The sequence below is a fragment of the Mycobacterium sp. NGS61 genome (assembly GCF_059812325.1).
The window spans coordinates 1-20,979 of record NZ_JCALCL010000006.1 but is presented as its reverse complement, the minus strand read 5'-3'; the positions used below and the strand labels follow the sequence as shown (position 1 = coordinate 20,979).

Annotated in this window: 13 protein-coding genes; 9 read left to right on the top strand and 4 right to left on the bottom strand. The window is 67.3% G+C overall.

Going from position 1 to position 20,979, the window contains the following annotated elements; translation table 11 throughout:
• Positions 1-3: 3 nt before the first annotated feature.
• The 3 genes from AC5Y3Z_RS14280 to AC5Y3Z_RS14270 form a co-directional block, all read right to left on the bottom strand.
• Positions 4-1,350: an ABC1 kinase family protein gene (locus AC5Y3Z_RS14280; RefSeq protein WP_463825767.1), complete on the bottom strand. Its 1,347-nt coding sequence runs from the start codon at positions 1,348-1,350 to the stop codon at positions 4-6.
• 61 nt (positions 1,351-1,411) lie between these two features.
• A complete protein-coding gene (locus tag AC5Y3Z_RS14275) occupies positions 1,412-2,017 on the bottom strand; it encodes a DinB family protein (protein ID WP_473139350.1) in 606 nt (201 codons plus the stop codon).
• 3 nt (positions 2,018-2,020) lie between these two features.
• Entirely contained in the window at positions 2,021-2,536 is a 516-nt protein-coding gene (locus AC5Y3Z_RS14270) for a DinB family protein (RefSeq protein WP_473139349.1), read from the bottom strand.
• Between the two features lie 52 nt (positions 2,537-2,588).
• Between AC5Y3Z_RS14270 and AC5Y3Z_RS14265 the strand changes: the two genes are divergently transcribed.
• From AC5Y3Z_RS14265 to rplL, 5 genes are all read left to right on the top strand, one after another.
• Positions 2,589-6,731: a glycoside hydrolase family 38 N-terminal domain-containing protein gene (locus AC5Y3Z_RS14265; RefSeq protein ID WP_473139348.1), complete on the top strand. Its 4,143-nt coding sequence runs from the start codon at positions 2,589-2,591 to the stop codon at positions 6,729-6,731.
• Positions 6,728-7,345, top strand: coding sequence for a DUF7158 domain-containing protein (locus AC5Y3Z_RS14260; protein ID WP_473139347.1), 618 nt, complete (start codon positions 6,728-6,730; stop codon positions 7,343-7,345). The genes AC5Y3Z_RS14265 and AC5Y3Z_RS14260 overlap by 4 nt, the downstream gene beginning before the upstream one ends.
• Complete coding sequence (locus AC5Y3Z_RS14255; protein ID WP_473139346.1) at positions 7,345-8,250, top strand: ROK family protein; 906 nt, start codon at positions 7,345-7,347, stop codon at positions 8,248-8,250. The genes AC5Y3Z_RS14260 and AC5Y3Z_RS14255 overlap by 1 nt, the downstream gene beginning before the upstream one ends.
• A gap of 280 nt (positions 8,251-8,530) precedes the next feature.
• Positions 8,531-9,118 (top strand): 50S ribosomal protein L10, encoded by a 588-nt coding sequence (gene rplJ / locus AC5Y3Z_RS14250; RefSeq protein WP_463825773.1) that lies wholly within the window; start codon positions 8,531-8,533, stop codon positions 9,116-9,118.
• Positions 9,119-9,157: 39 nt separating this feature from the next.
• Positions 9,158-9,550: a 50S ribosomal protein L7/L12 gene (rplL, locus tag AC5Y3Z_RS14245; RefSeq protein WP_463825774.1), complete on the top strand. Its 393-nt coding sequence runs from the start codon at positions 9,158-9,160 to the stop codon at positions 9,548-9,550.
• A gap of 59 nt (positions 9,551-9,609) precedes the next feature.
• Here rplL and AC5Y3Z_RS14240 read toward each other — a convergent pair whose 3' ends face one another.
• Positions 9,610-10,278, bottom strand: coding sequence for a TetR/AcrR family transcriptional regulator (locus AC5Y3Z_RS14240; RefSeq protein ID WP_463825775.1), 669 nt, complete (start codon positions 10,276-10,278; stop codon positions 9,610-9,612).
• Between the two features lie 83 nt (positions 10,279-10,361).
• Between AC5Y3Z_RS14240 and AC5Y3Z_RS14235 the strand changes: the two genes are divergently transcribed.
• The 4 genes from AC5Y3Z_RS14235 to AC5Y3Z_RS14220 all read left to right on the top strand — a co-directional run.
• Positions 10,362-11,876, top strand: coding sequence for a carotenoid oxygenase family protein (locus tag AC5Y3Z_RS14235; protein WP_499917893.1), 1,515 nt, complete (start codon positions 10,362-10,364; stop codon positions 11,874-11,876).
• A gap of 117 nt (positions 11,877-11,993) precedes the next feature.
• Positions 11,994-12,998, top strand: coding sequence for an ABC transporter ATP-binding protein (locus AC5Y3Z_RS14230; RefSeq protein WP_463825777.1), 1,005 nt, complete (start codon positions 11,994-11,996; stop codon positions 12,996-12,998).
• Positions 12,999-13,501: 503 nt separating this feature from the next.
• The gene (gene rpoB, locus AC5Y3Z_RS14225) at positions 13,502-16,993 is read left to right on the top strand and encodes a DNA-directed RNA polymerase subunit beta (RefSeq protein WP_463825778.1); all 3,492 of its coding nucleotides are present in this window, start codon (positions 13,502-13,504) and stop codon (positions 16,991-16,993) included.
• Between the two features lie 38 nt (positions 16,994-17,031).
• Positions 17,032-20,979: DNA-directed RNA polymerase subunit beta' (locus tag AC5Y3Z_RS14220; RefSeq protein WP_463825779.1), on the top strand; the 3,948-nt coding region annotated here is incomplete at its 3' end.

Sequence of the window (20,979 nt, the reverse complement as noted above, 5' to 3'; positions counted from 1 at the left end):
GCGCTAGACCTCGACGTCCGCGGAATGCTCGCGGCTGACCTCGACCATGAAGTTGGCGAAGTACCCGGTCAGCTGCGGATCGGACATCATCTGCCACCTCGGCGCCAGCAGCTTCATGTACCGCTCGACGTAGAGGAACTGCTTACCGATCAACACCAGCTCGCGCGGCAACTTCACGTCGTAGGCGTCGGCCAGGGCGGACAGTTGGCGGCCGATGTCGGCGTAGGACATGTCGCCCAGTGACTGCATGGTCAGCGGGGTGGCGAACTTCTCCAGGTCCTTGGCGGCCTGCGCCTCAGGTTTCACCGTGCCGACGGCGCCCATCAGCACGACGATCTTGCCCGCAGCGGCGTGGTCCTTCTTGACCAGCAGCGCGTACACCAGTTCGCGCAGCAGCCAGCGGGTGCGCGGGTCGATGCGGCCCATGATCCCGAAGTCGAAGAACACGATGCGGCCCTCATCGTCGACGTAGAGGTTGCCCGCATGCAGGTCGCCGTGGAACAACCCGTGCCGCAGCCCGCCCTCGAACAGGCTGAACAGCAGGGCTTTGACCAGCTCGGTGCCGTCGAAGCCGGCCTTGCGGATCGCCGCGACGTTGTCGATGCGGATCCCGTGCACCCGTTCCATCGTCAACACGCGTTGGCTGGTGAAGTTCCAATGCACCTGCGGCACCCGGATGTTCTTGCCCAGCGGCGACGCGTGCAGATGCGACACCCAGGCGTCCATGGACTGGGCTTCCAGCCGAAAGTCCAGCTCTTCGGCCAGGTTGTCGGAGAAGTCGGCGACCACGTCCTGCGCCGAGAGCCGACGGCCCAGCTTGGCCAGTTCGACGGCTTGGGCGAAGCGCTGCAGGATCTGCAGGTCGGCGGCCACCCGGCGGCGGATGCCCGGCCGCTGGATCTTGACCACTACCTCTTCGCCGCTCTGCAACGTCGCGTAGTGCACCTGGGCGATCGAGGCGGACGCGAACGGTTCTTCTTCGAAGTGGGCGAACAGGTTGGCGGGCTCGTCGCCGAGTTCCTCGACGAATAGTTTGTGCACCTCGTCGGTGTCGGCGGGCGGCACCCGGTCCAGCAGGCTGCGGAACTCGCGGGACAGCGACTCGCCGAACGCCCCCGGGCTCGACGCGATGATCTGGCCGAACTTCACGTACGTCGGACCCAGGTCGGCGAACGTCTGCGGAATCTGCTTGATGACCTTCTGTTGCCACGACCCTTTGCCGGGCAGGCTGGTGACCACGCGCGCAGCGGTGCGGGTGACCTGCCAACCGGTGACAGCTACCCGGGCCGCTTCGACCGGCAAGGGCACCCGGTCCAGCTTGGCCACATCGCGATGCTTGGTGGAACTCATTTGAGCAGTGTGCCAAACCTGGATGGTCAACTCTAAATTTGCGTGACCCCGCTCACGTGCTTTACGCCGGACTGGCCGGTCTGCGCCACGGCGTGATCCACGGCTTCGGTTCCCAATTCTCCAACCCGGCGATGAGTTCGTACATAGTGGCGCCGTCGATGGATTCCCGGATGATGTCGGCTTGCCCGGAGTGCCGGGCCAGCTCGTTGATCACGTGCAACAGGACCCAGCGCACCGACCAGGCGTCGATGTCTGTCGGGAACCACGGGGCGTCCCGCGGCACCGGTACCCGGGCATCGAGGTCGGCGGTCTCGGCCAGCCGCAGGGTCCGGGCATTCTGCTCGGTGAAGGCCCGCAGCAGCCCGGCCAGTGTCTCGTCCGGTCCCATCACGTACTCGGCGTGGAACTGCGCGGCTCGCACCTCGAACGGTCGGGTGTCCCGCTCCGGCTCGCCGGGTGCGGCGGCGACCCGCGCCATCCAGCTGCGCTGCATGCCGGTGGCGTGTTTGACCAGGCCGCCAATTGACAGCGCGCTGGCCGACGGCGTCGAGCGCGCCTGTTCGTCGGTGAGTCCGTAGCAGACGGCGAAGTACGCGCTCTGGTGGTAGGCGAGGTATTCACGCAGCGCGCTGCGTTCGTCGGCTACTGGTGCGGCAAGTGCAGGCATGTATCACTCCTTGTGTAGGTAGAGGTCGCGCAGGCAGGCGATTTCGGCGCCGTGATGGATCGCTTCCCGATTGATGTGCAGGACGAGTTCGATCAGCGCGTACTCGGCATAGGGACCTTCGGCGGGGCCGCAGGGGCGGTTCAGGTCGGTTGCGGACAGCGAACGCACGCCGGCGATCCAGCCCGCATAGGTCTCGTCGAGTTGGTGCAGCGCGGTGCCGGCGTCGGTGGCATAGGTCCAATGGTGATAGTCGGCCGGCGGCCCGCCGAAATGGTTGTGGTTGCGCATCGCGAAAACACCGACGATCACGTGGGCCAGCCGCCAGGCGATGGTGGTGAACGGAACCGGATCCGGTGTCGGGTAGGCGAAGTCGATCGAGCCGTCCGCGTGGACGGTCCAGCAGTCGGGTACCGGCTGCCAGAAGTACTCGTCGTCGGTCAGACCCGCCAGGCGGGGACGCAGTTGGGTGCGCCAGTGCACGTCCAGTTGATCGGCCAGCTGTGCGGTCAGGTCTGCCATGTCCACCGAGTTTTCCATCCACGACGGCTGCCGGTCGCCGTAAGGTGCGGGAATGCAGGTGATTTCGGTCGGTTCGACCGAACTGTTCGTCGGTCCGTCCCAGGCGCCGTTGCAGCTCGTGCAGGTCGGGGTTGCCGTCACCGGACCGACGACGGTCTACGTCGACGGCGACGGCCTGAGTGGGTCGATGGTGGCCGAACCCGGACAACTCTTGCTCGAGATCCCGGTCAAGGTGCGCCGCCCCGTCGTCGGACAGCGACGGGCGGCACGCGTGCGGGCGGGCGACGCCGACATGCCCTTCGAGTTCGTGGTGGCCGAGCCCGGTTGGACGATGTTCATGATCAGCCATTTCCACTACGACCCGGTGTGGTGGAACACCCAGGGTGCCTACACCAGCGAATGGACCGAAGACCCGCCCGGACGCGCCCGGCAGACCAATGGTTTCGAGTTGGTGCACGCGCATCTGGAGATGGCCCGTCGCGATCCTGACTACAAGTTCGTGCTGGCCGAGGTCGACTACCTCAAGCCGTACTGGGACACCCGGCCGCAGGATCGCGCCGACCTGCGCCGGTTCCTCGCCGACGGCCGGGTCGAGGTGATGGGCGGCACCTACAACGAGCCGAACACCAACCTCACCAGTCCGGAGACGACCATCCGAAACTTCGTGCACGGCATCGGGTTTCAGCGCGATGTGCTGGGCGCGGACCCGGCCACCGCCTGGCAACTCGATGTCTTCGGCCACGATCCGCAGTTCCCGGGAATGGCTGCCGACGCCGGGCTGACCTCGAGCTCGTGGGCGCGTGGACCGCACCATCAGTGGGGTCCGGGGCAGGACGGCATGCAGCGCATGCAGTTCTCCAGCGAATTCGAGTGGATCTCGCCGTCGGGCAACGGTCTGCTCACCCACTACATGCCGGCCCACTATTCGGCGGGCTGGTGGATGGACTCGTCGACCACGGTGCAGGAGGCCGAGGAAGCCACCTACGCGCTGTTCGACCGGCTCAAGAAGGTCGCGCTGACCCGCAACGTGTTATTGCCGGTAGGCACCGACTACACCCCGCCCAACAAGTGGGTCACCGAGATTCATCGCGACTGGGCTGCCCGCTACACCTGGCCGCGCTTCGTGTGCGGGCTGCCGCGCGAATTCTTCGCCGCGGTGCGCGCCGAACTCGGCGAGCGGGGCGCAGTGGCCTCGCCTCAGACCCGCGACATGAACCCCATCTACACCGGCAAGGACGTGTCCTACATCGACACCAAACAAGCCAACCGTGCGGCGGAGAACATCGTCCTGGACGCTGAGCGCTTCGCGGTGTTCGCCGGGCTGATGACCGGTGCCGAGTACCCGCAGGCAGCGTTGTCGAAGGCATGGGTGCAGCTGGCCTACGGCGCCCACCACGACGCGATCACCGGATCGGAATCCGACCAGGTCTACCTGGACCTGCTGACCGGCTGGCGCGACGCCTGGGAGCTGGGCGGCACCGCGCGGGACAACTCGCTGCAGCTGCTGTCCGGCGCGGTGGCCCGCGAGCGCGACTCGGTGGTGGTGTGGAACCCGTTGACGCAGCAGCGCAGCGACGTCGTGACCCTGCGGTTGGACGCGCCGGCTGCCGGGGTGCGGGTGCTGGACTCCGACGGGATCGAGGTGCCCGCGCAGGTTGACGACGACGCGTGCTCGGTCAGCTGGCTCGCCCGGGATCTGCCGTCGCTGGGCTGGCGCACGTACCGGCTGGTTCCCGGCGACGCCGCGGGCTGGGTCCCGAAGGCGGGCCGGGAGATCGCCAACGAGCATTACCGCCTGACCGTCGACCCGCAACGCGGCGGGGCGGTGACCTCGCTGGTACACCAGGGCCGCGAACTGATCGCCGTCGGCGAAGTCGGCAACGAGCTCGCCGTCTACGACGAATACCCCGCGCACCCGACCCAGGGCGAAGGTCCCTGGCACCTGCTGCCCATGGGCCCGGTGGTCGGGTCCGCGGGAGAACCCGCGACCGTGCAGGCCTATCGCGGGCCACTGGGCCAGCGGCTGGTCGTCCAGGGTGGCATCGGCACCCTGTTGCGGTACACCCAGACCCTGACGCTGTGGCACCAGGTCGACCGTCTGGACTGCCGCACCACCATCCACGACTTCATCGGCGAGGACAGGTTGTTGCGGCTGCGCTGGCCGTGTCCGGTGCCTGGCGCGACGCCGGTCAGTGAAGTCGGGGACGCCGTCGTCGGGCGCGGATTCGCGTTGTTACATGACGGGGACCGTTCGGTGGACACCGCGCAGCACCTGTGGACGCTGGACAATCCGGCCTACGGCTGGTTCGGGTTGTCGTCAGTGGTTCGCGTGCGGATCGGGAGCGCCACGCGGGCAATCTCGGTGGCCGAGGTGATCGCGCCGTCGGAAACCGTGTCGGGTCCGTTGGCTCGCGACCTGATGGTGGCGCTGGTGCGCGCCGGTGTGACGGCCACCTGCAGCGGCGCCGACCGACCCCGCTACGGCCACCTCGACGTCGACTCCAACCTGCCTGACGCCCGGATCGTGCTGGGTGGGCCGGCTGGCAACGTATTCACCGCGGCGCTGCTGGCCGAGGCCGATCCGGCCTATGCCGACGAACTCGAACGGCAACTCACCAAGACCGGCAAGGCGCGGATATGGGTGCCGGCGGCGACGGACCTGACCGCGGTCTGGGTGCCTGACGCCGACCTGCGGGCCCGCCGCGCGCTGCCGGTGCTGGTGATCGCCGGACGCGACGACAAGAGCTTGGCCGCCGCGATCGCCTCGGTGATTCGCGACCTGGCCGACGCCGAGATCGTCGTCCGCCAGCGCTGCCCGGTCGACGCCGCGACGTTCGAGGACTACACCGTCGCTGTACTGAACCGCGGGGTGCCCAGCTTCGCGGTGGACACCGAAGGCACCCTGCACACGGCGCTGATGCGGTCCTGCACGGGCTGGCCGTCGGGCATCTGGATCGACGAGCCACGCCGCACCGCGCCGGACGGTTCGAACTTCCAACTGCAGCACTGGACCCATGATTTCGACTACGCGCTGGTCTGCGGCCGCGGTGATTGGCGGCGCGCCGGGGTGCCGGTCCGCAGCGCCCAGTTCACCAACCCGCTGATTGCGGTGGCTCCCCGCGACCAGCACGGGGCGTTGCCGCCGGTTGGGTCGCTGCTGCGGGTCGAGCCCGAGTCGGTAACGCTGGGGGCGCTCAAGGCCGCCGGGAACCCGCTGACCTCCGGCCGCGCCGAACCCGTCACATCGAGTGACGTGGCCCTGCGGCTGGTCGAATCGACCGGTGCGGCGACTCGGGTCGAGGTCAGCTCGGAACTCGGTGAGCTGAGCGCGATCCGGCACGCGAATCTGCTGGAAGTGGCGCAGCGCCGCACCAGCGCCATCCGGCTGCACGGCTACCAGGTCGCAACTGTTCGAGGTCACCTCGACGTGCCTGCCCTACCTGTCGAACCTACTGAGCTGGCTCCGCCGGCCGAGGTGGCCCAGCCGCTCTACGCCCGCTACTGGTTGCACAATCGCGGCCCGGCACCGCTGGGCGGACTACCGGCCGTCGCCCACCTGCATCCGCAGCAGCTCAGCGCCGAGGCGGGCGACACGGTGACACTTCGTCTCACCGCTGCCAGCGACTGCACCGATGCCGAAGTGGGCGGCACCGTCGAGGTGCGGTGTCCCGACGGTTGGTCCGCCCAACCGGCCGAATTGCCCTTCACCCTGGGCGTCGGTGCGCACCTGGAAACCGACATCGTGCTCACCATCCCGGCGCACGCGCCGGCAGGGTTATATCCGGTCCGGGCGCAGTTGCGCCTGATCTCCGACGTGCCGTCGTGGCGGCAGGTGGTCGAGGACGTCACCGTCCTGGCCGTGGGAACCGACGACGACGAACTCCTCCATCTGCGGGACGGTCCGACCGACATCGTGCTTTCCGCGGGACAAGCGACGCGGCTGACCGTCACGATCGGCAGCCGGGCCCGGGCCGATCTGGCGCTCGAGGCACACCTGATCAGCCCGTGGGGGACGTGGGAGTGGATCGGGCCGGCCGCGGTCGGGGCCGTCCTACCGGCCGGCGGCGCCGTCGAGCTGACCTTCGATGTGGCACCGCCCCGCTGGCAGGATCCCGGGCAGTGGTGGGCGCTGGTCCGGGTCGGCTGTGCGGGCCGGTTGGTCTATTCGCCGGCGGTCAAGGTGACGGTGACATGACCCATCACGTGGTGGCGACGGTCGGCGGCGCCGAGGTCGAGGAAGCCGAAGTCGACGCGCGCGAGGCGCGGTTGCGCAACGGACCTCGTGCTGCCCCGTTGCCGGCTGTCGGCACCAGCGAGGGCCGCCAGTTGCGGCGCTGGCTCACGCAGCTGATCGTGACCGAGCGGGTGGTTGCCGCCGAAGCGACCGCCCGTGGCCTGTCCGCCCTCGATGCCCCACCCGAGGCTGACCTGCTGCCCGACGTCACCGCCCGGCTGGAGATCGGCAGCATCGCCGCCGCGGCGCTGGCCGACCCGCCGGCGCGCGCGTTGTTCGCCGATGTCACCGCGGGTGTCGACGTCAGCGACGACGATGTCGCCGACTATCACCGGCGCAACCCGATGCGGTTCGCGCCGGCCCGCCCCGCCGGACTCGGATGGCGGACGCCGACGCTGGTCGCCCCGCCGCTCGATCAGGTGCGGCAGGCGGTCGCCGGGCATCTGCTGGGGGCTGCTCGGCGGCGCGCGTTCCGGGTCTGGCTGGACGTGCGTCGCGCCGAACTGGTGCAGCTGGCCCCCGGTTACGAGCATCCTGGCGATCCCCGCCAGCCTGACAACACCCACCGACACTGATGCTGACCCTCTGCCTGGACATCGGCGGCACCAAGATCGCAGCCGGTCTCGTTGACGACGTCGGCGCGCTGGTGCACACCGCTACCTGCCCGACGCCGGCCGGTGTCGATGAAGAACAGATCTGGGCCGCGGTCGAGGCCCTGATACGCGACGGACTGCACGCGGCGGGCGGGGTGGTGGCCGGCGTCGGGATCGCGTCGGCCGGTCCGGTGGACCTGGCCGGCGGCACGGTCAGCCCGATCAATATCCCGGCCTGGCGCGGTTTCCCACTGCAGCAACGGGTTTCAGCCGTCGTGCCCGGGGTGCGGGTACGGCTGGGCGGTGACGGCGTGTGCATGGCACTCGGTGAGCACTGGCAGGGCGCGGGACGCGGTGCCGGCTTCCTGCTGGGCATGGTGGTGTCCACCGGGGTGGGCGGGGGCCTGGTGCTCGAAGGGTTGCCCTATGACGGCCGCACCGGTAATGCCGGTCACGTCGGTCATGTGGTGGTCGACCCGAACGGTCGGGGGTGTGCCTGCGGTGGGCGCGGCTGCGTCGAGACCGTCGCGTCCGGTCCGTCGATGGTGCGTTGGGCTCGGGAAAACGGCTGGTCAGCGCCGCCGGCGGCGAGCGCCAAGGAGTTGGCCGACGCGGCCGCCACCGGAGATCCGCTGGCGCTTGCGGCATTTCAGCGGGGAGCCGCCGCGCTGGCCGCGATGATCGCCTCCGTCGGCGCGGTATGCGACCTGGACCTGGTGGTTATCGGCGGGGGAGTGGCCCGCTCCGGGCCCCTGCTGTTCGACCCGCTGCGTGCGGCGCTGGCCGAATATGCCCGATTGGACTTCCTGACCGGTCTGCGGGTGCTGCCCGCCGAACTCGGCGGAAATGCCGGGCTGGTGGGCGCGGCGCGCCTGGCCGGGCTGTAGCGAGCGGCGCGCCGCGGCAGCGTCGTGGGTCGCGCGTGGGTGCGAATTGGCTGTTCGGACCAGGCCAGGCTATGGTGGGTGCCGATCCACCGAAGACCGTCGGTCACCGAGCAATCGGTTGAAGGTCCGGGAACATCCCGGCGGCCCACGCAGGAGGACGAGGCAAGACCGCCGGCCTACGCGCCGGTGAATCCCAACGCCCCGGCCGCAGCCTGCGCCGGGGCGTTAGTCGTCTGCGGTGGAACGAGACGCCGAGTCCACACACGTACAGGAGGCATGCATGGCCAGGGCTGACAAAGCCACCGCCGTCGCCGACATCGCCGAGCACTTCAAGAGTTCGAGCGCGACCGTCATCACCGAGTACCGCGGTCTGTCGGTGGCCAACCTCGCCGAGCTGCGCCGATCGCTGGGGGAGGGAACCACCTACGCGGTGGCCAAGAACACCCTCATCAAGCGCGCTGCCTCCGAGGCCGGCATCGAAGGGCTCGACGAGCTGTTCGCCGGTCCGACGGCGATCGCATTCGTCACCGGTGAGCCGGTGGATGCCGCCAAGGCACTGAAGACCTTCGCCAAGGAGCACAAGGCGCTGGTCATCAAGGGCGGCTACATGGACGGACACGCGCTGTCCGTCTCCGAGGTCGAGCGCATCGCCGACCTGGAATCCCGCGAGGTGCTGCTGGCCAAGCTGGCCGGTGCGATGAAGGGCAACCTCGCCAAGGCTGCCGGGCTGTTCAATGCGCCCGCGTCGCAGATGGCCCGCCTGCTGGCCGCTCTGCAAGAGAAGAAGGACTCCGAAGCCCCCGCAGCCGCAGCTGCGGAGACGCCCGCAGCTGCCGAGGCACCCGCCGAAGCGGCATCCGCCGAATAACTCCGACCAAACGCACAAAGTTCAGAAAGGACCCACACCATGGCAAAACTGTCCAGCGACGACCTGCTCGACGCCTTCAAGGAAATGACCCTGTTGGAGCTCTCCGACTTCGTCAAGAAGTTCGAGGAGACCTTCGAGGTCACCGCGGCCGCCCCGGTCGCCGTCGCCGCGGCCGGCCCGGCCGGTGGCGGCGCAGCCGCTGAGGCCGCCGAGGAGCAGACCGAGTTCGACGTGATCCTCGAGGCCGCCGGTGAGAAGAAGATCGGTGTCATCAAGGTGGTCCGCGAGATCGTCTCCGGCCTGGGCCTCAAGGAGGCCAAGGACCTGGTCGACGGCGCGCCCAAGCCGCTGCTGGAGAAGGTCGCCAAGGAGGCCGCCGACGAGGCCAAGGCCAAGCTCGAGGCCGCCGGCGCCAGCGTCACCGTCAAGTAGTTCCATCCGCGCAGCCCTCGGGCATCCCGGCAACGGGGTCCCGGGGGCTTCCGCGTTTATCAGCGCAGTGCAGCCAGCTGCGAGCGCTGTACCCGCTCAGCTGAATCGCCTAGGGCGACCAGCAGATTCGTGGTCATTGCGGCCAGCACGGGGACCAGTGCCGAGCCGTCGGCGCCGTAAAACCCGGCCAGCTCGAGCATCACGTAACCGTGGATGAGCGCCCAGAATTGGGCTGCCGTGGCCACCACGGACGCATCGTCGTCCGCCGGGCACGCCGTGATCCGGCCGGCGAGAATGCACCGGTGCACCGCGCGCACCACGTGGGCGAAGCTGGGTTCGTGCTGCTCGATCTCGTCGAGCGACAGCGTCAGGACGTCGCCGGTCGGCGCGTTGATGCCGTGCGCACTGGTGCTGCCGAACATCAGCCGGTACATGTGCGGGCGCTCGATCGCATACCGCCGGTAGGCGGCTCCGACGGACATCAGATCGGCCACCGGGTCGTCGGTCTCCGGCACCGCCAAGGCGGCGTCGAACTGGCGTAGACCCTCCTCGGCGACCGCGGCGATGAGTTCGCGCATCCCGCCGAAATGGGTGTACACGGCCATCGTCGAGGTGCCGGCGGCACCGGCCACCTTGCGGGTCTGCAGCGCATCGGGACCGTGCTCGTCGAGCAAGTCCACCGCGGCCTGCACCATCTGGTCGCGAACGCTGCGCTGGGTCGAAGTCATCTCGCCAAACAATATTGCCATCTCCTCGGCGGCGGCGTACCGTCCCAATAACAGCGTAATAACAACGTTATAGGAGTTCAGCGATGACGGCCACGCAGACCGCCCAAGCCGGCAACCCGTACCTGAGCGGTTTTCTGGCACCGGTGCGGGCCGAACTGACCGCAACCGACCTCGAGGTCACCGGCCACATTCCCGAGCACCTCAGCGGACGCTATCTGCGCAACGGTCCCAACCCGGTCGCCGAGGTCGACCCGACTACCTACCACTGGTTCAGCGGGGACGCGATGGTGCACGGGGTCGCGCTGCGCGACGGCAAGGCCACCTGGTACCGCAACCGCTGGGTGCGCACCCCTGCGGTGTGCGCCGCATTGGGCGAGCCGCAGCCCGCGGGGCTGGACCCGCGGGCCGGCATGCTGTCGGTGGGGCCCAACACCAACGCGTTGAGTCACGCCGGCCGGACGCTAGCCCTGGTCGAGGGTGGCGGCGCCAACTACGAGTTGACCGACGAGCTGGACACGGTCGCGCCCTGCGACTTCGACGGAACCCTCTTCGGCGGCTACACCGCCCACCCGCACCGCGATCCGGCGACCGGGGAATTGCATGCCCTGTCCTACTCCTTCACCCGCGGACGCACCGTGCAGTACTCGGTGATCGACACCAACGGACGTGCCCGTCGCACGGTGGACGTCCGAGTGGGCGGGTCGCCGATGATGCACGACTTCTCGCTGACCGAGAAGTACGTCGTGATCTACGACCTGCCCGTAACGTTCGACCCGATCCAGGTCCTGCCGGTGCGGGTGCCGCGCAGACTGACCAGGCCGGCTCGCCTGGTGGCGGAGTCGCTGCTGGGTCGCGTACGGGTACCCAACCCCGTCGCGGCGATGATCAACCGGAACCGGCAGCCCGTGCACAAGATGCCGTACCGCTGGAACGCCGACTATCCGGCGCGCATCGGCGTTCTGCCCCGCGAGGGCACCGGCCGAGACGTCCGGTGGTTCGACGTCGAGCCGTGCTACGTCTATCACCCGCTCAACGCCTACAGCGAAGACCGCGGCGGCAACGAGGTGCTGGTCCTGGACGTGGTGCGCTATGCGCGGATGTTCGATCACGACCTGCGCGGTCCCGGCGACAGCAAGCCCACCCTGGACCGCTGGACGATCAACCTGACCACCGGCGCAGTCAGCACCGAGCGCCGCGACGACCGCCCGCAGGAGTTTCCCCGGATCAACGAGACCTTGCTGGGCGCCAAGCACCGGTTCGGCTACACCCTCGGTGTCGACGGCGGCTATCTCTCCGGCGGCGCCCGCGACATGTCGACGGCGGTGTACAAGCACGACTACGCAACTGGCGCCCGCGAAGTCGCCGCCCTCGATCCGGACCTGTTGATGGGGGAGATGTCCTTCGTGCCCAACCCGGCCACGTCCCCGGCAAGCCGGGTCGAGGATGACGGCGTCCTGATGGGTCTGGGCAGCCGCCGCGACACCGACACCGGCGTGCTGTTGCTGCTGGATGCGCAGACCCTGGAAACGAGGGCCACCGTGGAACTTCCGCAGCGGGTCCCCATGGGCTTCCACGGCAATTGGGCACCTTTTGAATAGGGTGTGCTGGGCGGATTGTTATTGATCCAACCCTGATGCGTAGACCGGCCGTGCGCTACAGTGACTCAAGCCACACGGGGCTGGTGGCTGAACCGCGCGTCGACGGAAGGGTCTCCCATGGGTGTCGCGATCGAGGTAAACGGGCTTACCAAGTCGTTCGGATCCTCGAGGATTTGGGAAGACGTCACGCTCACCGTCCCCGCCGGAGAGGTCAGCGTGCTGCTGGGCCCGTCGGGTACCGGCAAGTCGGTGTTCCTGAAGTCATTGATCGGCCTGCTGAAGCCGGAGCGCGGCTCGATCCTCATCGACGGCACCGACATCATCGAGTGCTCGGCCAAAGAGCTCTACGAGATCCGCACCCTGTTCGGGGTGCTGTTCCAGGACGGCGCGCTGTTCGGCTCGATGAACCTGTTCGACAACACCGCTTTCCCGCTGCGGGAGCACACCAAGAAGAAGGAAAAAGAGATCCGCGACATCGTCATGGAGAAACTGACGATGGTGGGTCTCGGCGGTGACGAGAAGAAGTTCCCGGGTGAGATCTCCGGCGGTATGCGCAAGCGTGCCGGCCTGGCGCGGGCCCTGGTGCTCGACCCGCAGATCATTCTGTGCGACGAGCCGGACTCGGGTCTGGACCCGGTCCGTACCGCCTACCTGAGCCAGCTGATCATGGACATCAACGCCCAGATCGACGCCACCATCCTGATCGTGACCCACAACATCAACATCGCCCGCACTGTGCCGGACAACATGGGCATGTTGTTCCGGAAGCACCTGGTCATGTTCGGACCCCGCGAGGTGCTGCTGACCAGCGACGAGCCGGTGGTGCGGCAGTTCCTCAACGGTCGGCGTATCGGGCCGATCGGTATGTCGGAGGAAAAGGACGAGGCCACCATGGCCGAGGAGCAGGCCGCGCTCGACGCGGGCCAGCACGCCGGTGGTGTCGAGGACATCGAGGGAGTGCCGCCGCAGATCCAGGCGTCGCCCGGGATGCCGGAGCGCAAAGGCGTCGCCCGCCGGCAGGCCCGGGTGCGCGCCATGCTGCACACCCTGCCGAAGAACGCTCAGGAAGCGATCCTGGACGACCTCGAAGGCACCCACAAGTACACCTCGCACGAGTACTGATCCGACCGGTCGCTGCCGAGTTCTGCTGCGCAGGATTCCGGCGTGCCGCCGCGCGCCCGCCGGTCGTCGGCGATGCCCCCACCAGCGGGCATCGCGGAAAATTTCTCCACACCTCTGCACAACTTGCCGTGCCCACCTCTTGACGGAACAGCCCAAACGGGTCAATCTGTTGGGCAGCATGTGTACGCGGGATATCGCAGGTGCCAGCCAGCGCCGGTCTTCCACGGACCGCGTGCGACCGTGTGTAGTGGTGCGCATTTGAGGAATGTACTGTCCTGCGCTATTGTTGGACGTTGCGCTGGCTACTTCCTGCCCACCTCACACCCGCCACTTGACACCGTGGTCTTAGCCTGAGCCCTTTTCTGCGGCTCAGCTATTCAGTTGCGTGCGTGAGATCCGGACAGTTCGTCCGCCAGCCGAACCGATAAACATCTGCGGCGAACAGACCCGGTGGCGTCTCCTCAGGGCTCTCATAGTCGCACGAGGTGCTGGAAGGACGCATCTTGGCTGATTTCCGCCAGAGCAACACAGGTCGCCCACAGAGTTCTTCGAACAGCTCCGTACCCGGGGCTCCCAACCGGGTTTCTTTCGCCAAGCTGCGTGAACCGCTCGAGGTCCCGGGATTGCTCGACGTTCAGACCGATTCATTCGAGTGGCTGATCGGCTCGCAGCGCTGGCGTGAGACCGCCGCCAAGCGCGGCGACGTCAACCAGATGGGCGGTCTCGAAGAGGTTCTCTACGAGCTTTCGCCGATCGAGGACTTCTCCGGCTCGATGTCGCTGTCTTTCTCCGACCCGCGCTTTGACGACGTCAAGGCACCGGTCGACGAGTGCAAAGACAAGGACATGACGTACGCGGCGCCGCTGTTCGTCACCGCCGAGTTCATCAACAACAACACCGGCGAGATCAAGAGCCAGACGGTGTTCATGGGTGACTTCCCGATGATGACCGAGAAGGGCACCTTCATCATCAACGGCACCGAGCGTGTCGTGGTGAGCCAGCTGGTGCGCTCGCCGGGCGTGTACTTCGACGAGACCATCGACAAGTCCACCGAGAAGATGCTGCACAGCGTCAAGGTGATCCCGAGCCGCGGTGCGTGGCTGGAGTTCGATGTTGACAAGCGCGACACCGTCGGCGTGCGCATCGACCGCAAGCGGCGTCAGCCGGTCACCGTTCTGCTCAAGGCGCTCGGCTGGACCAACGAGCAGATCCACGAGCGGTTCGGCTTCTCCGAGATCATGATGGGGACGCTGGAGAAGGACAACACCGCGGGCACCGACGAGGCGCTGCTGGACATCTACCGCAAGTTGCGCCCGGGCGAACCGCCGACCAAGGAGTCCGCGCAGACGCTGTTGGAGAACCTGTTCTTCAAGGAGAAGCGTTACGACCTGGCCCGCGTCGGCCGCTACAAGGTCAACAAGAAGCTCGGGCTGAATGTCGGTGCGCCGATCACCAGTTCGACGCTGACCGAAGAGGACATCGTCGCCACCATCGAATATCTGGTCCGGCTGCACGAAGGCCAGCACGAGATGACGGTGCCCGGCGGCACCGAGGTGCCGGTGGAAACCGACGACATCGACCACTTCGGCAACCGCCGGTTGCGTACGGTCGGCGAGCTGATCCAGAACCAGATCCGGGTCGGCATGTCCCGCATGGAGCGCGTCGTGCGCGAGCGGATGACCACTCAGGACGTCGAGGCCATCACGCCGCAGACCCTGATCAACATCCGTCCGGTCGTCGCTGCGATCAAGGAGTTCTTCGGCACCAGCCAGCTCTCGCAGTTCATGGACCAGAACAACCCGTTGTCGGGTCTGACCCACAAGCGTCGTCTGTCGGCGCTGGGGCCGGGTGGTCTGTCGCGGGAACGGGCCGGTCTGGAAGTCCGGGACGTGCACCCGTCGCACTACGGCCGCATGTGCCCGATCGAGACCCCGGAAGGGCCCAACATCGGCCTGATCGGGTCGCTGTCGGTGTACGCGCGGGTCAACCCGTTCGGGTTCATCGAGACGCCTTATCGCAAGGTGGTCGACGGTGTGGTGTCCGACGAGATCCACTACCTGACCGCGGACGAGGAGGACCGCCACGTGGTGGCGCAGGCCAACTCGCCGATCGACGAGGGCGGCCGATTCATCGAGCCGCGCGTCCTGGTCCGTCGAAAGGCCGGCGAGGTCGAGTACGTGCCGTCCTCCGAGGTGGACTACATGGACGTCTCGCCGCGCCAGATGGTGTCGGTCGCGACCGCGATGATCCCGTTCCTCGAGCACGACGACGCCAACCGGGCCCTGATGGGCGCCAACATGCAGCGCCAGGCGGTCCCGCTGGTGCGCAGCGAGGCGCCCCTGGTGGGTACCGGAATGGAGTTGCGCGCGGCCATCGACGCCGGAGACGTCGTGGTGGCCGAGAAGGCGGGCGCCATCGAGGAGGTCTCGGCGGACTACATCACCGTCATGCACGACGACGGCACCCGGCGCACCTACCGGATGCGCAAGTTCGCCCGCTCCAACCACGGCACCTGTGCCAACCAGTCCCCGATCGTCGACGCCGGCGACCGGGTGGAGGCCGGCCAGGTGATCGCCGACGGGCCCTGCACCGAGAACGGTGAGATGGCTCTGGGCAAGAACCTGCTGGTGGCGGTCATGCCGTGGGAGGGTCACAACTACGAGGACGCCATCATCCTGTCTAACCGCCTCGTCGAAGAGGACGTGCTGACCTCGATCCACATCGAAGAGCACGAGATCGACGCCCGCGACACCAAGCTGGGCGCCGAGGAGATCACCCGGGACATCCCGAACGTCTCCGACGAGGTGCTGGCCGACCTGGACGAGCGCGGCATCGTGCGTATCGGTGCCGAGGTGCGCGACGGCGACATCCTGGTCGGCAAGGTCACGCCCAAGGGTGAGACCGAGCTGACCCCGGAAGAGCGGCTGCTGCGCGCGATCTTCGGCGAGAAGGCCCGCGAGGTTCGCGACACCTCCCTGAAGGTGCCGCACGGTGAGTCCGGCAAGGTCATCGGCATCCGGGTGTTCTCCCGCGAGGACGACGACGAACTGCCCGCCGGCGTCAACGAGCTGGTCCGGGTGTATGTGGCTCAGAAGCGCAAGATCTCCGACGGCGACAAGCTGGCCGGACGGCACGGCAACAAGGGCGTCATCGGCAAGATCCTGCCGGTGGAAGACATGCCGTTCCTGCCGGACGGCACTCCGGTCGACATCATCCTGAACACGCACGGTGTGCCGCGACGGATGAACATCGGCCAGATTCTGGAGACTCACCTGGGGTGGGTGGCCAAGGCCGGCTGGAACATCGAGGGTGCCCCGGACTGGGCGGCGAATCTGCCCGAGGAGCTGCGGCACGCCCAACCGAACCAGATCGTGTCCACCCCGGTGTTCGACGGCGCCAAGGAAGAGGAGCTGCAGGGCTTGCTCTCGGCGACGCTGCCCAACCGCGACGGCGAGGTGCTGGTCAACGAGGACGGCAAGGCGGTGCTCTTCGACGGGCGCAGCGGTGAGCCGTTCCCGTACCCGGTGACCGTCGGCTACATGTACATCATGAAGCTGCACCACCTGGTGGACGACAAGATCCACGCCCGCTCCACCGGTCCGTACTCGATGATCACCCAGCAGCCGCTGGGTGGTAAGGCGCAGTTCGGTGGTCAGCGGTTCGGTGAGATGGAGTGCTGGGCCATGCAGGCCTACGGCGCGGCGTACACGCTGCAGGAGCTGTTGACCATCAAGTCCGACGACACCGTCGGCCGGGTCAAGGTCTACGAGGCGATCGTCAAGGGCGAGAACATCCCCGAGCCGGGCATTCCCGAGTCGTTCAAGGTGCTGCTCAAGGAACTGCAGTCGCTGTGCCTCAATGTCGAGGTGCTGTCGTCGGACGGTGCGGCCATCGAGCTGCGCGAAGGCGAGGACGAAGATCTCGAGCGGGCTGCGGCCAACCTGGGAATCAACTTGTCGCGCAACGAATCTGCCTCCGTCGAGGACCTCGCCTAACTATCAGTTTCAACACCCGCAAGGGGAAAGGGAGTTACGTGTTAGACGTCAACTTCTTCGATGAACTCCGCATCGGCCTGGCCACCGCGGAAGACATCCGTCAGTGGTCCTACGGCGAGGTCAAGAAGCCGGAGACCATCAACTACCGCACGCTCAAGCCGGAGAAGGACGGCCTGTTCTGCGAGAAGATCTTCGGACCGACTCGCGACTGGGAGTGCTACTGCGGCAAGTACAAGCGGGTGCGCTTCAAGGGCATCATCTGTGAGCGCTGCGGCGTCGAGGTGACCCGTGCCAAGGTGCGCCGGGAGCGGATGGGCCACATCGAGCTGGCCGCGCCGGTCACCCACATCTGGTACTTCAAGGGCGTGCCCTCGCGCCTGGGGTACCTGCTGGACCTGGCGCCCAAGGATCTCGAGAAGATCATCTACTTCGCGGCCTACGTGATCACCGCGGTCGACGACGAGATGCGGCACAACGAGCTGTCCACGCTCGAAGCCGAGATGGTGGTGGAGCGCAAGGCCGTCGAGGACCAGCGCGACGCCGACCTCGAGGCCCGGGCGCAGAAGCTCGAGGCCGACCTGGCCGAACTGGAGGCCGAGGGCGCCAAAGCCGACGCCAAGCGCAAGGTCCGGGACGGCGGCGAGCGTGAGATGCGTCAGCTGCGCGACCGCGCCCAGCGTGAGCTGGACCGGCTCGAGGACATCTGGTCGACGTTCACCAAGCTGGCTCCCAAGCAGCTGATCGTCGACGAGAACCTCTACCGCGAGCTGCAGGACCGCTACGGCGAATACTTCACCGGCGCCATGGGCGCGGAGTCGATCCAGAAGCTGATCGAGAACTTCGACATCGACGCCGAGGCCGACATCCTGCGGGACGTGATCCGAAACGGCAAGGGGCAGAAGAAGCTTCGTGCCCTCAAGCGGCTGAAGGTGGTTGCCGCCTTCCAGCAGTCGGGCAACTCGCCGATGGGCATGGTGCTCGACGCCGTCCCGGTCATCCCGCCGGAACTTCGCCCGATGGTGCAGCTCGACGGTGGCCGGTTCGCCACGTCGGACCTCAACGACCTATACCGCCGCGTGATCAACCGCAACAACCGGTTGAAGCGACTGATCGACCTGGGTGCGCCAGAGATCATCGTCAACAACGAGAAGCGGATGCTGCAGGAGTCCGTCGACGCGTTGTTCGACAACGGCCGTCGTGGCCGTCCGGTCACCGGGCCGGGCAACCGCCCGCTGAAGTCGTTGAGCGATCTGCTCAAGGGCAAGCAGGGCCGGTTCCGGCAAAACCTGCTCGGCAAGCGCGTCGACTACTCGGGCCGTTCGGTCATCGTGGTCGGTCCGCAGCTCAAGCTGCACCAGTGCGGCCTGCCCAAGCTGATGGCGCTGGAGCTGTTCAAGCCGTTCGTGATGAAGCGACTGGTCGACCTCAACCACGCGCAGAACATCAAGAGCGCCAAGCGGATGGTGGAGCGGCAGCGTCCGCAGGTGTGGGATGTCCTGGAAGAGGTCATCGCCGAGCACCCGGTGCTGCTGAACCGCGCACCCACCCTGCACCGGTTGGGCATCCAGGCCTTCGAGCCGATGTTGGTGGAAGGCAAGGCAATTCAGCTGCACCCGTTGGTGTGTGAGGCGTTCAACGCCGACTTCGACGGTGACCAGATGGCCGTGCACCTGCCGCTCTCGGCGGAGGCACAGGCCGAGGCCCGCATCCTGATGCTGTCGTCGAACAACATCCTGTCCCCGGCGTCCGGCCGCCCGCTGGCGATGCCGCGACTGGACATGGTGACCGGGTTGTACTACCTGACCACCGAGGTCGAGGGCGGCAAGGGCGAGTACCGGCCGGCCAACGGCGACAGCCCCGAGTCGGGCGTCTACTCCTCGCCCGCCGAGGCGATCATGGCCGCCGACCGCGGCGTGCTCTCGGTGCGGGCCAAGATCAAGGTGCGGCTGACCCAGCTGCGGCCGCCGGCCGACATCGAGGCGGAGCGGTTCGGGGCCAACGGATGGCGCCCCGGCGACGCCTGGGTGGCCGAGACCACGCTGGGTCGGGTGCTGTTCAACGAGTTGCTGCCGTTGGGCTATTCGTTCGTGAACAAGCAGATGCACAAGAAGGTGCAGGCGGCGATCATCAACGATCTGGCCGAGCGTTACCCGATGATCGTGGTCGCGCAGACCGTCGACAAGCTCAAGGACGCCGGTTTCTACTGGGCGACCCGCAGCGGTGTGACGGTCTCGATGGCCGACGTGCTGGTGCCGCCGCGGAAGAAGGAGATCCTCGACAACTACGAGGAACGTGCGGAGAAGGTCGAAAAGCAGTTCCAGCGTGGCGCTCTGAACCACGACGAGCGCAACGAGGCACTGGTGGAGATCTGGAAGGAGGCCACCGACGAGGTCGGTCAGGCGCTCCGCGAGCACTATCCGCCGGACAACCCGATCATCACCATCGTCGAGTCCGGCGCCACCGGTAACTTCACCCAGACCCGGACGCTGGCCGGCATGAAGGGGCTGGTGACCAACCCGAAGGGTGAGTTCATCCCGCGTCCGATCAAGTCCTCGTTCCGCGAGGGCCTGACCGTGCTGGAGTACTTCATCAACACCCACGGTGCTCGAAAGGGCTTGGCGGACACCGCGTTGCGTACCGCCGACTCCGGTTACCTGACCCGTCGTCTGGTGGACGTGAGCCAGGACGTCATCGTCCGCGAACACGACTGCCAGACCGAGCGTGGCATCCTCGTCGAGCTGGCCGAGCGTCAGCCGGACGGCACCCTGATCCGCGACCCGTACATCGAGACCTCGGCGTACGCACGGACGCTGGGCGCCGACGCGGTGGACGAGGCCGGCAACGTCGTGGTCGCGCGCGGTGAGGACCTGGGCGACCCGTCGATCGACGCGCTGCTGGCCGCGGGGATCACGCAGATCAAGGTGCGTTCGGTGCTGACCTGCACCACCGGCACCGGCGTCTGCGCGACCTGCTACGGACGGTCCATGGCGACCGGCAAGCTGGTCGACATCGGTGAAGCCGTCGGTATCGTGGCTGCGCAGTCCATCGGTGAGCCGGGCACGCAGCTGACCATGCGTACCTTCCACCAAGGTGGTGTGGGTGAGGACATCACCGGCGGTCTGCCGCGGGTCCAGGAGCTGTTCGAGGCCCGCATCCCGCGCGGTAAGGCGCCCATCGCCGACGTCACCGGCCGGGTGCGCCTCGAGGAGGGTGAGCGCTTCTACAAGATCACCATCGTGCCCGACGACGGCGGCGAGGAAGTGGTCTACGACAAGCTCTCCAAGCGGCAACGTCTGCGGGTGTTCAAGCACGAGGACGGTTCCGAGCGCGTGTTGTCCGACGGCGACCACGTCGAGGTCGGCCAGCAGCTGATGGAAGGCTCGGCCGACCCGCACGAGGTACTGCGCGTGCAGGGCCCGCGTGAGGTGCAGATCCACCTCGTCCGGGAGACCCAGGAGGTCTACCGGGCGCAGGGTGTGTCGATCCACGACAAGCACATCGAGGTGATCGTGCGGCAGATGCTGCGCCGCGTCACCATCATCGACTCGGGCTCGACGGAGTTCCTGCCGGGTTCGCTGATCGATCGTGCCGAGTTCGAGGCGTCCAACCGCCGGGTGGTGGCCGAGGGCGGCGAGCCCGCCGCCGGGCGTCCGGTGCTGATGGGTATCACGAAGGCGTCGCTGGCCACCGACTCGTGGCTGTCGGCGGCGTCGTTCCAGGAGACCACCCGCGTGCTGACCGATGCGGCGATCAACTGCCGCAGCGACAAGCTGCAGGGTCTGAAGGAGAACGTGATCATCGGAAAGCTGATCCCGGCCGGTACCGGCATCAACCGGTACCGCAACATCCAGGTGCAGCCCACCGAGGAGGCCCGGGCTGCGGCGTACACGATCCCGTCCTACGAGGATCAGTACTACAGCCCGGACTTCGGCCAGGCCACCGGCGCCGCGGTGCCGCTGGACGACTACGGATACTCCGATTACCGG

What these genes read in the sequence shown, in the direction of transcription:
- rplJ (WP_463825773.1), top strand. Translation starts at nt 8,531, where the DNA reads ATGGCCAGGGCTGACAAAGCCACCGCCGTCGCCGACATCGCCGAGCAC.
- AC5Y3Z_RS14275 (WP_473139350.1), bottom strand. Translation starts at nt 2,017, where the DNA reads ATGCCTGCACTTGCCGCACCAGTAGCCGACGAACGCAGCGCGCTGCGT.
- AC5Y3Z_RS14270 (WP_473139349.1), bottom strand. Translation starts at nt 2,536, where the DNA reads ATGGCAGACCTGACCGCACAGCTGGCCGATCAACTGGACGTGCACTGG.
- AC5Y3Z_RS14260 (WP_473139347.1), top strand. Translation starts at nt 6,728, where the DNA reads ATGACCCATCACGTGGTGGCGACGGTCGGCGGCGCCGAGGTCGAGGAA.
- AC5Y3Z_RS14255 (WP_473139346.1), top strand. Translation starts at nt 7,345, where the DNA reads ATGCTGACCCTCTGCCTGGACATCGGCGGCACCAAGATCGCAGCCGGT.
- AC5Y3Z_RS14280 (WP_463825767.1), bottom strand. Translation starts at nt 1,350, where the DNA reads ATGAGTTCCACCAAGCATCGCGATGTGGCCAAGCTGGACCGGGTGCCC.
- rplL (WP_463825774.1), top strand. Translation starts at nt 9,158, where the DNA reads ATGGCAAAACTGTCCAGCGACGACCTGCTCGACGCCTTCAAGGAAATG.
- AC5Y3Z_RS14265 (WP_473139348.1), top strand. Translation starts at nt 2,589, where the DNA reads ATGCAGGTGATTTCGGTCGGTTCGACCGAACTGTTCGTCGGTCCGTCC.
- AC5Y3Z_RS14235 (WP_499917893.1), top strand. Translation starts at nt 10,362, where the DNA reads ATGACGGCCACGCAGACCGCCCAAGCCGGCAACCCGTACCTGAGCGGT.
- AC5Y3Z_RS14230 (WP_463825777.1), top strand. Translation starts at nt 11,994, where the DNA reads ATGGGTGTCGCGATCGAGGTAAACGGGCTTACCAAGTCGTTCGGATCC.
- AC5Y3Z_RS14240 (WP_463825775.1), bottom strand. Translation starts at nt 10,278, where the DNA reads ATGACTTCGACCCAGCGCAGCGTTCGCGACCAGATGGTGCAGGCCGCG.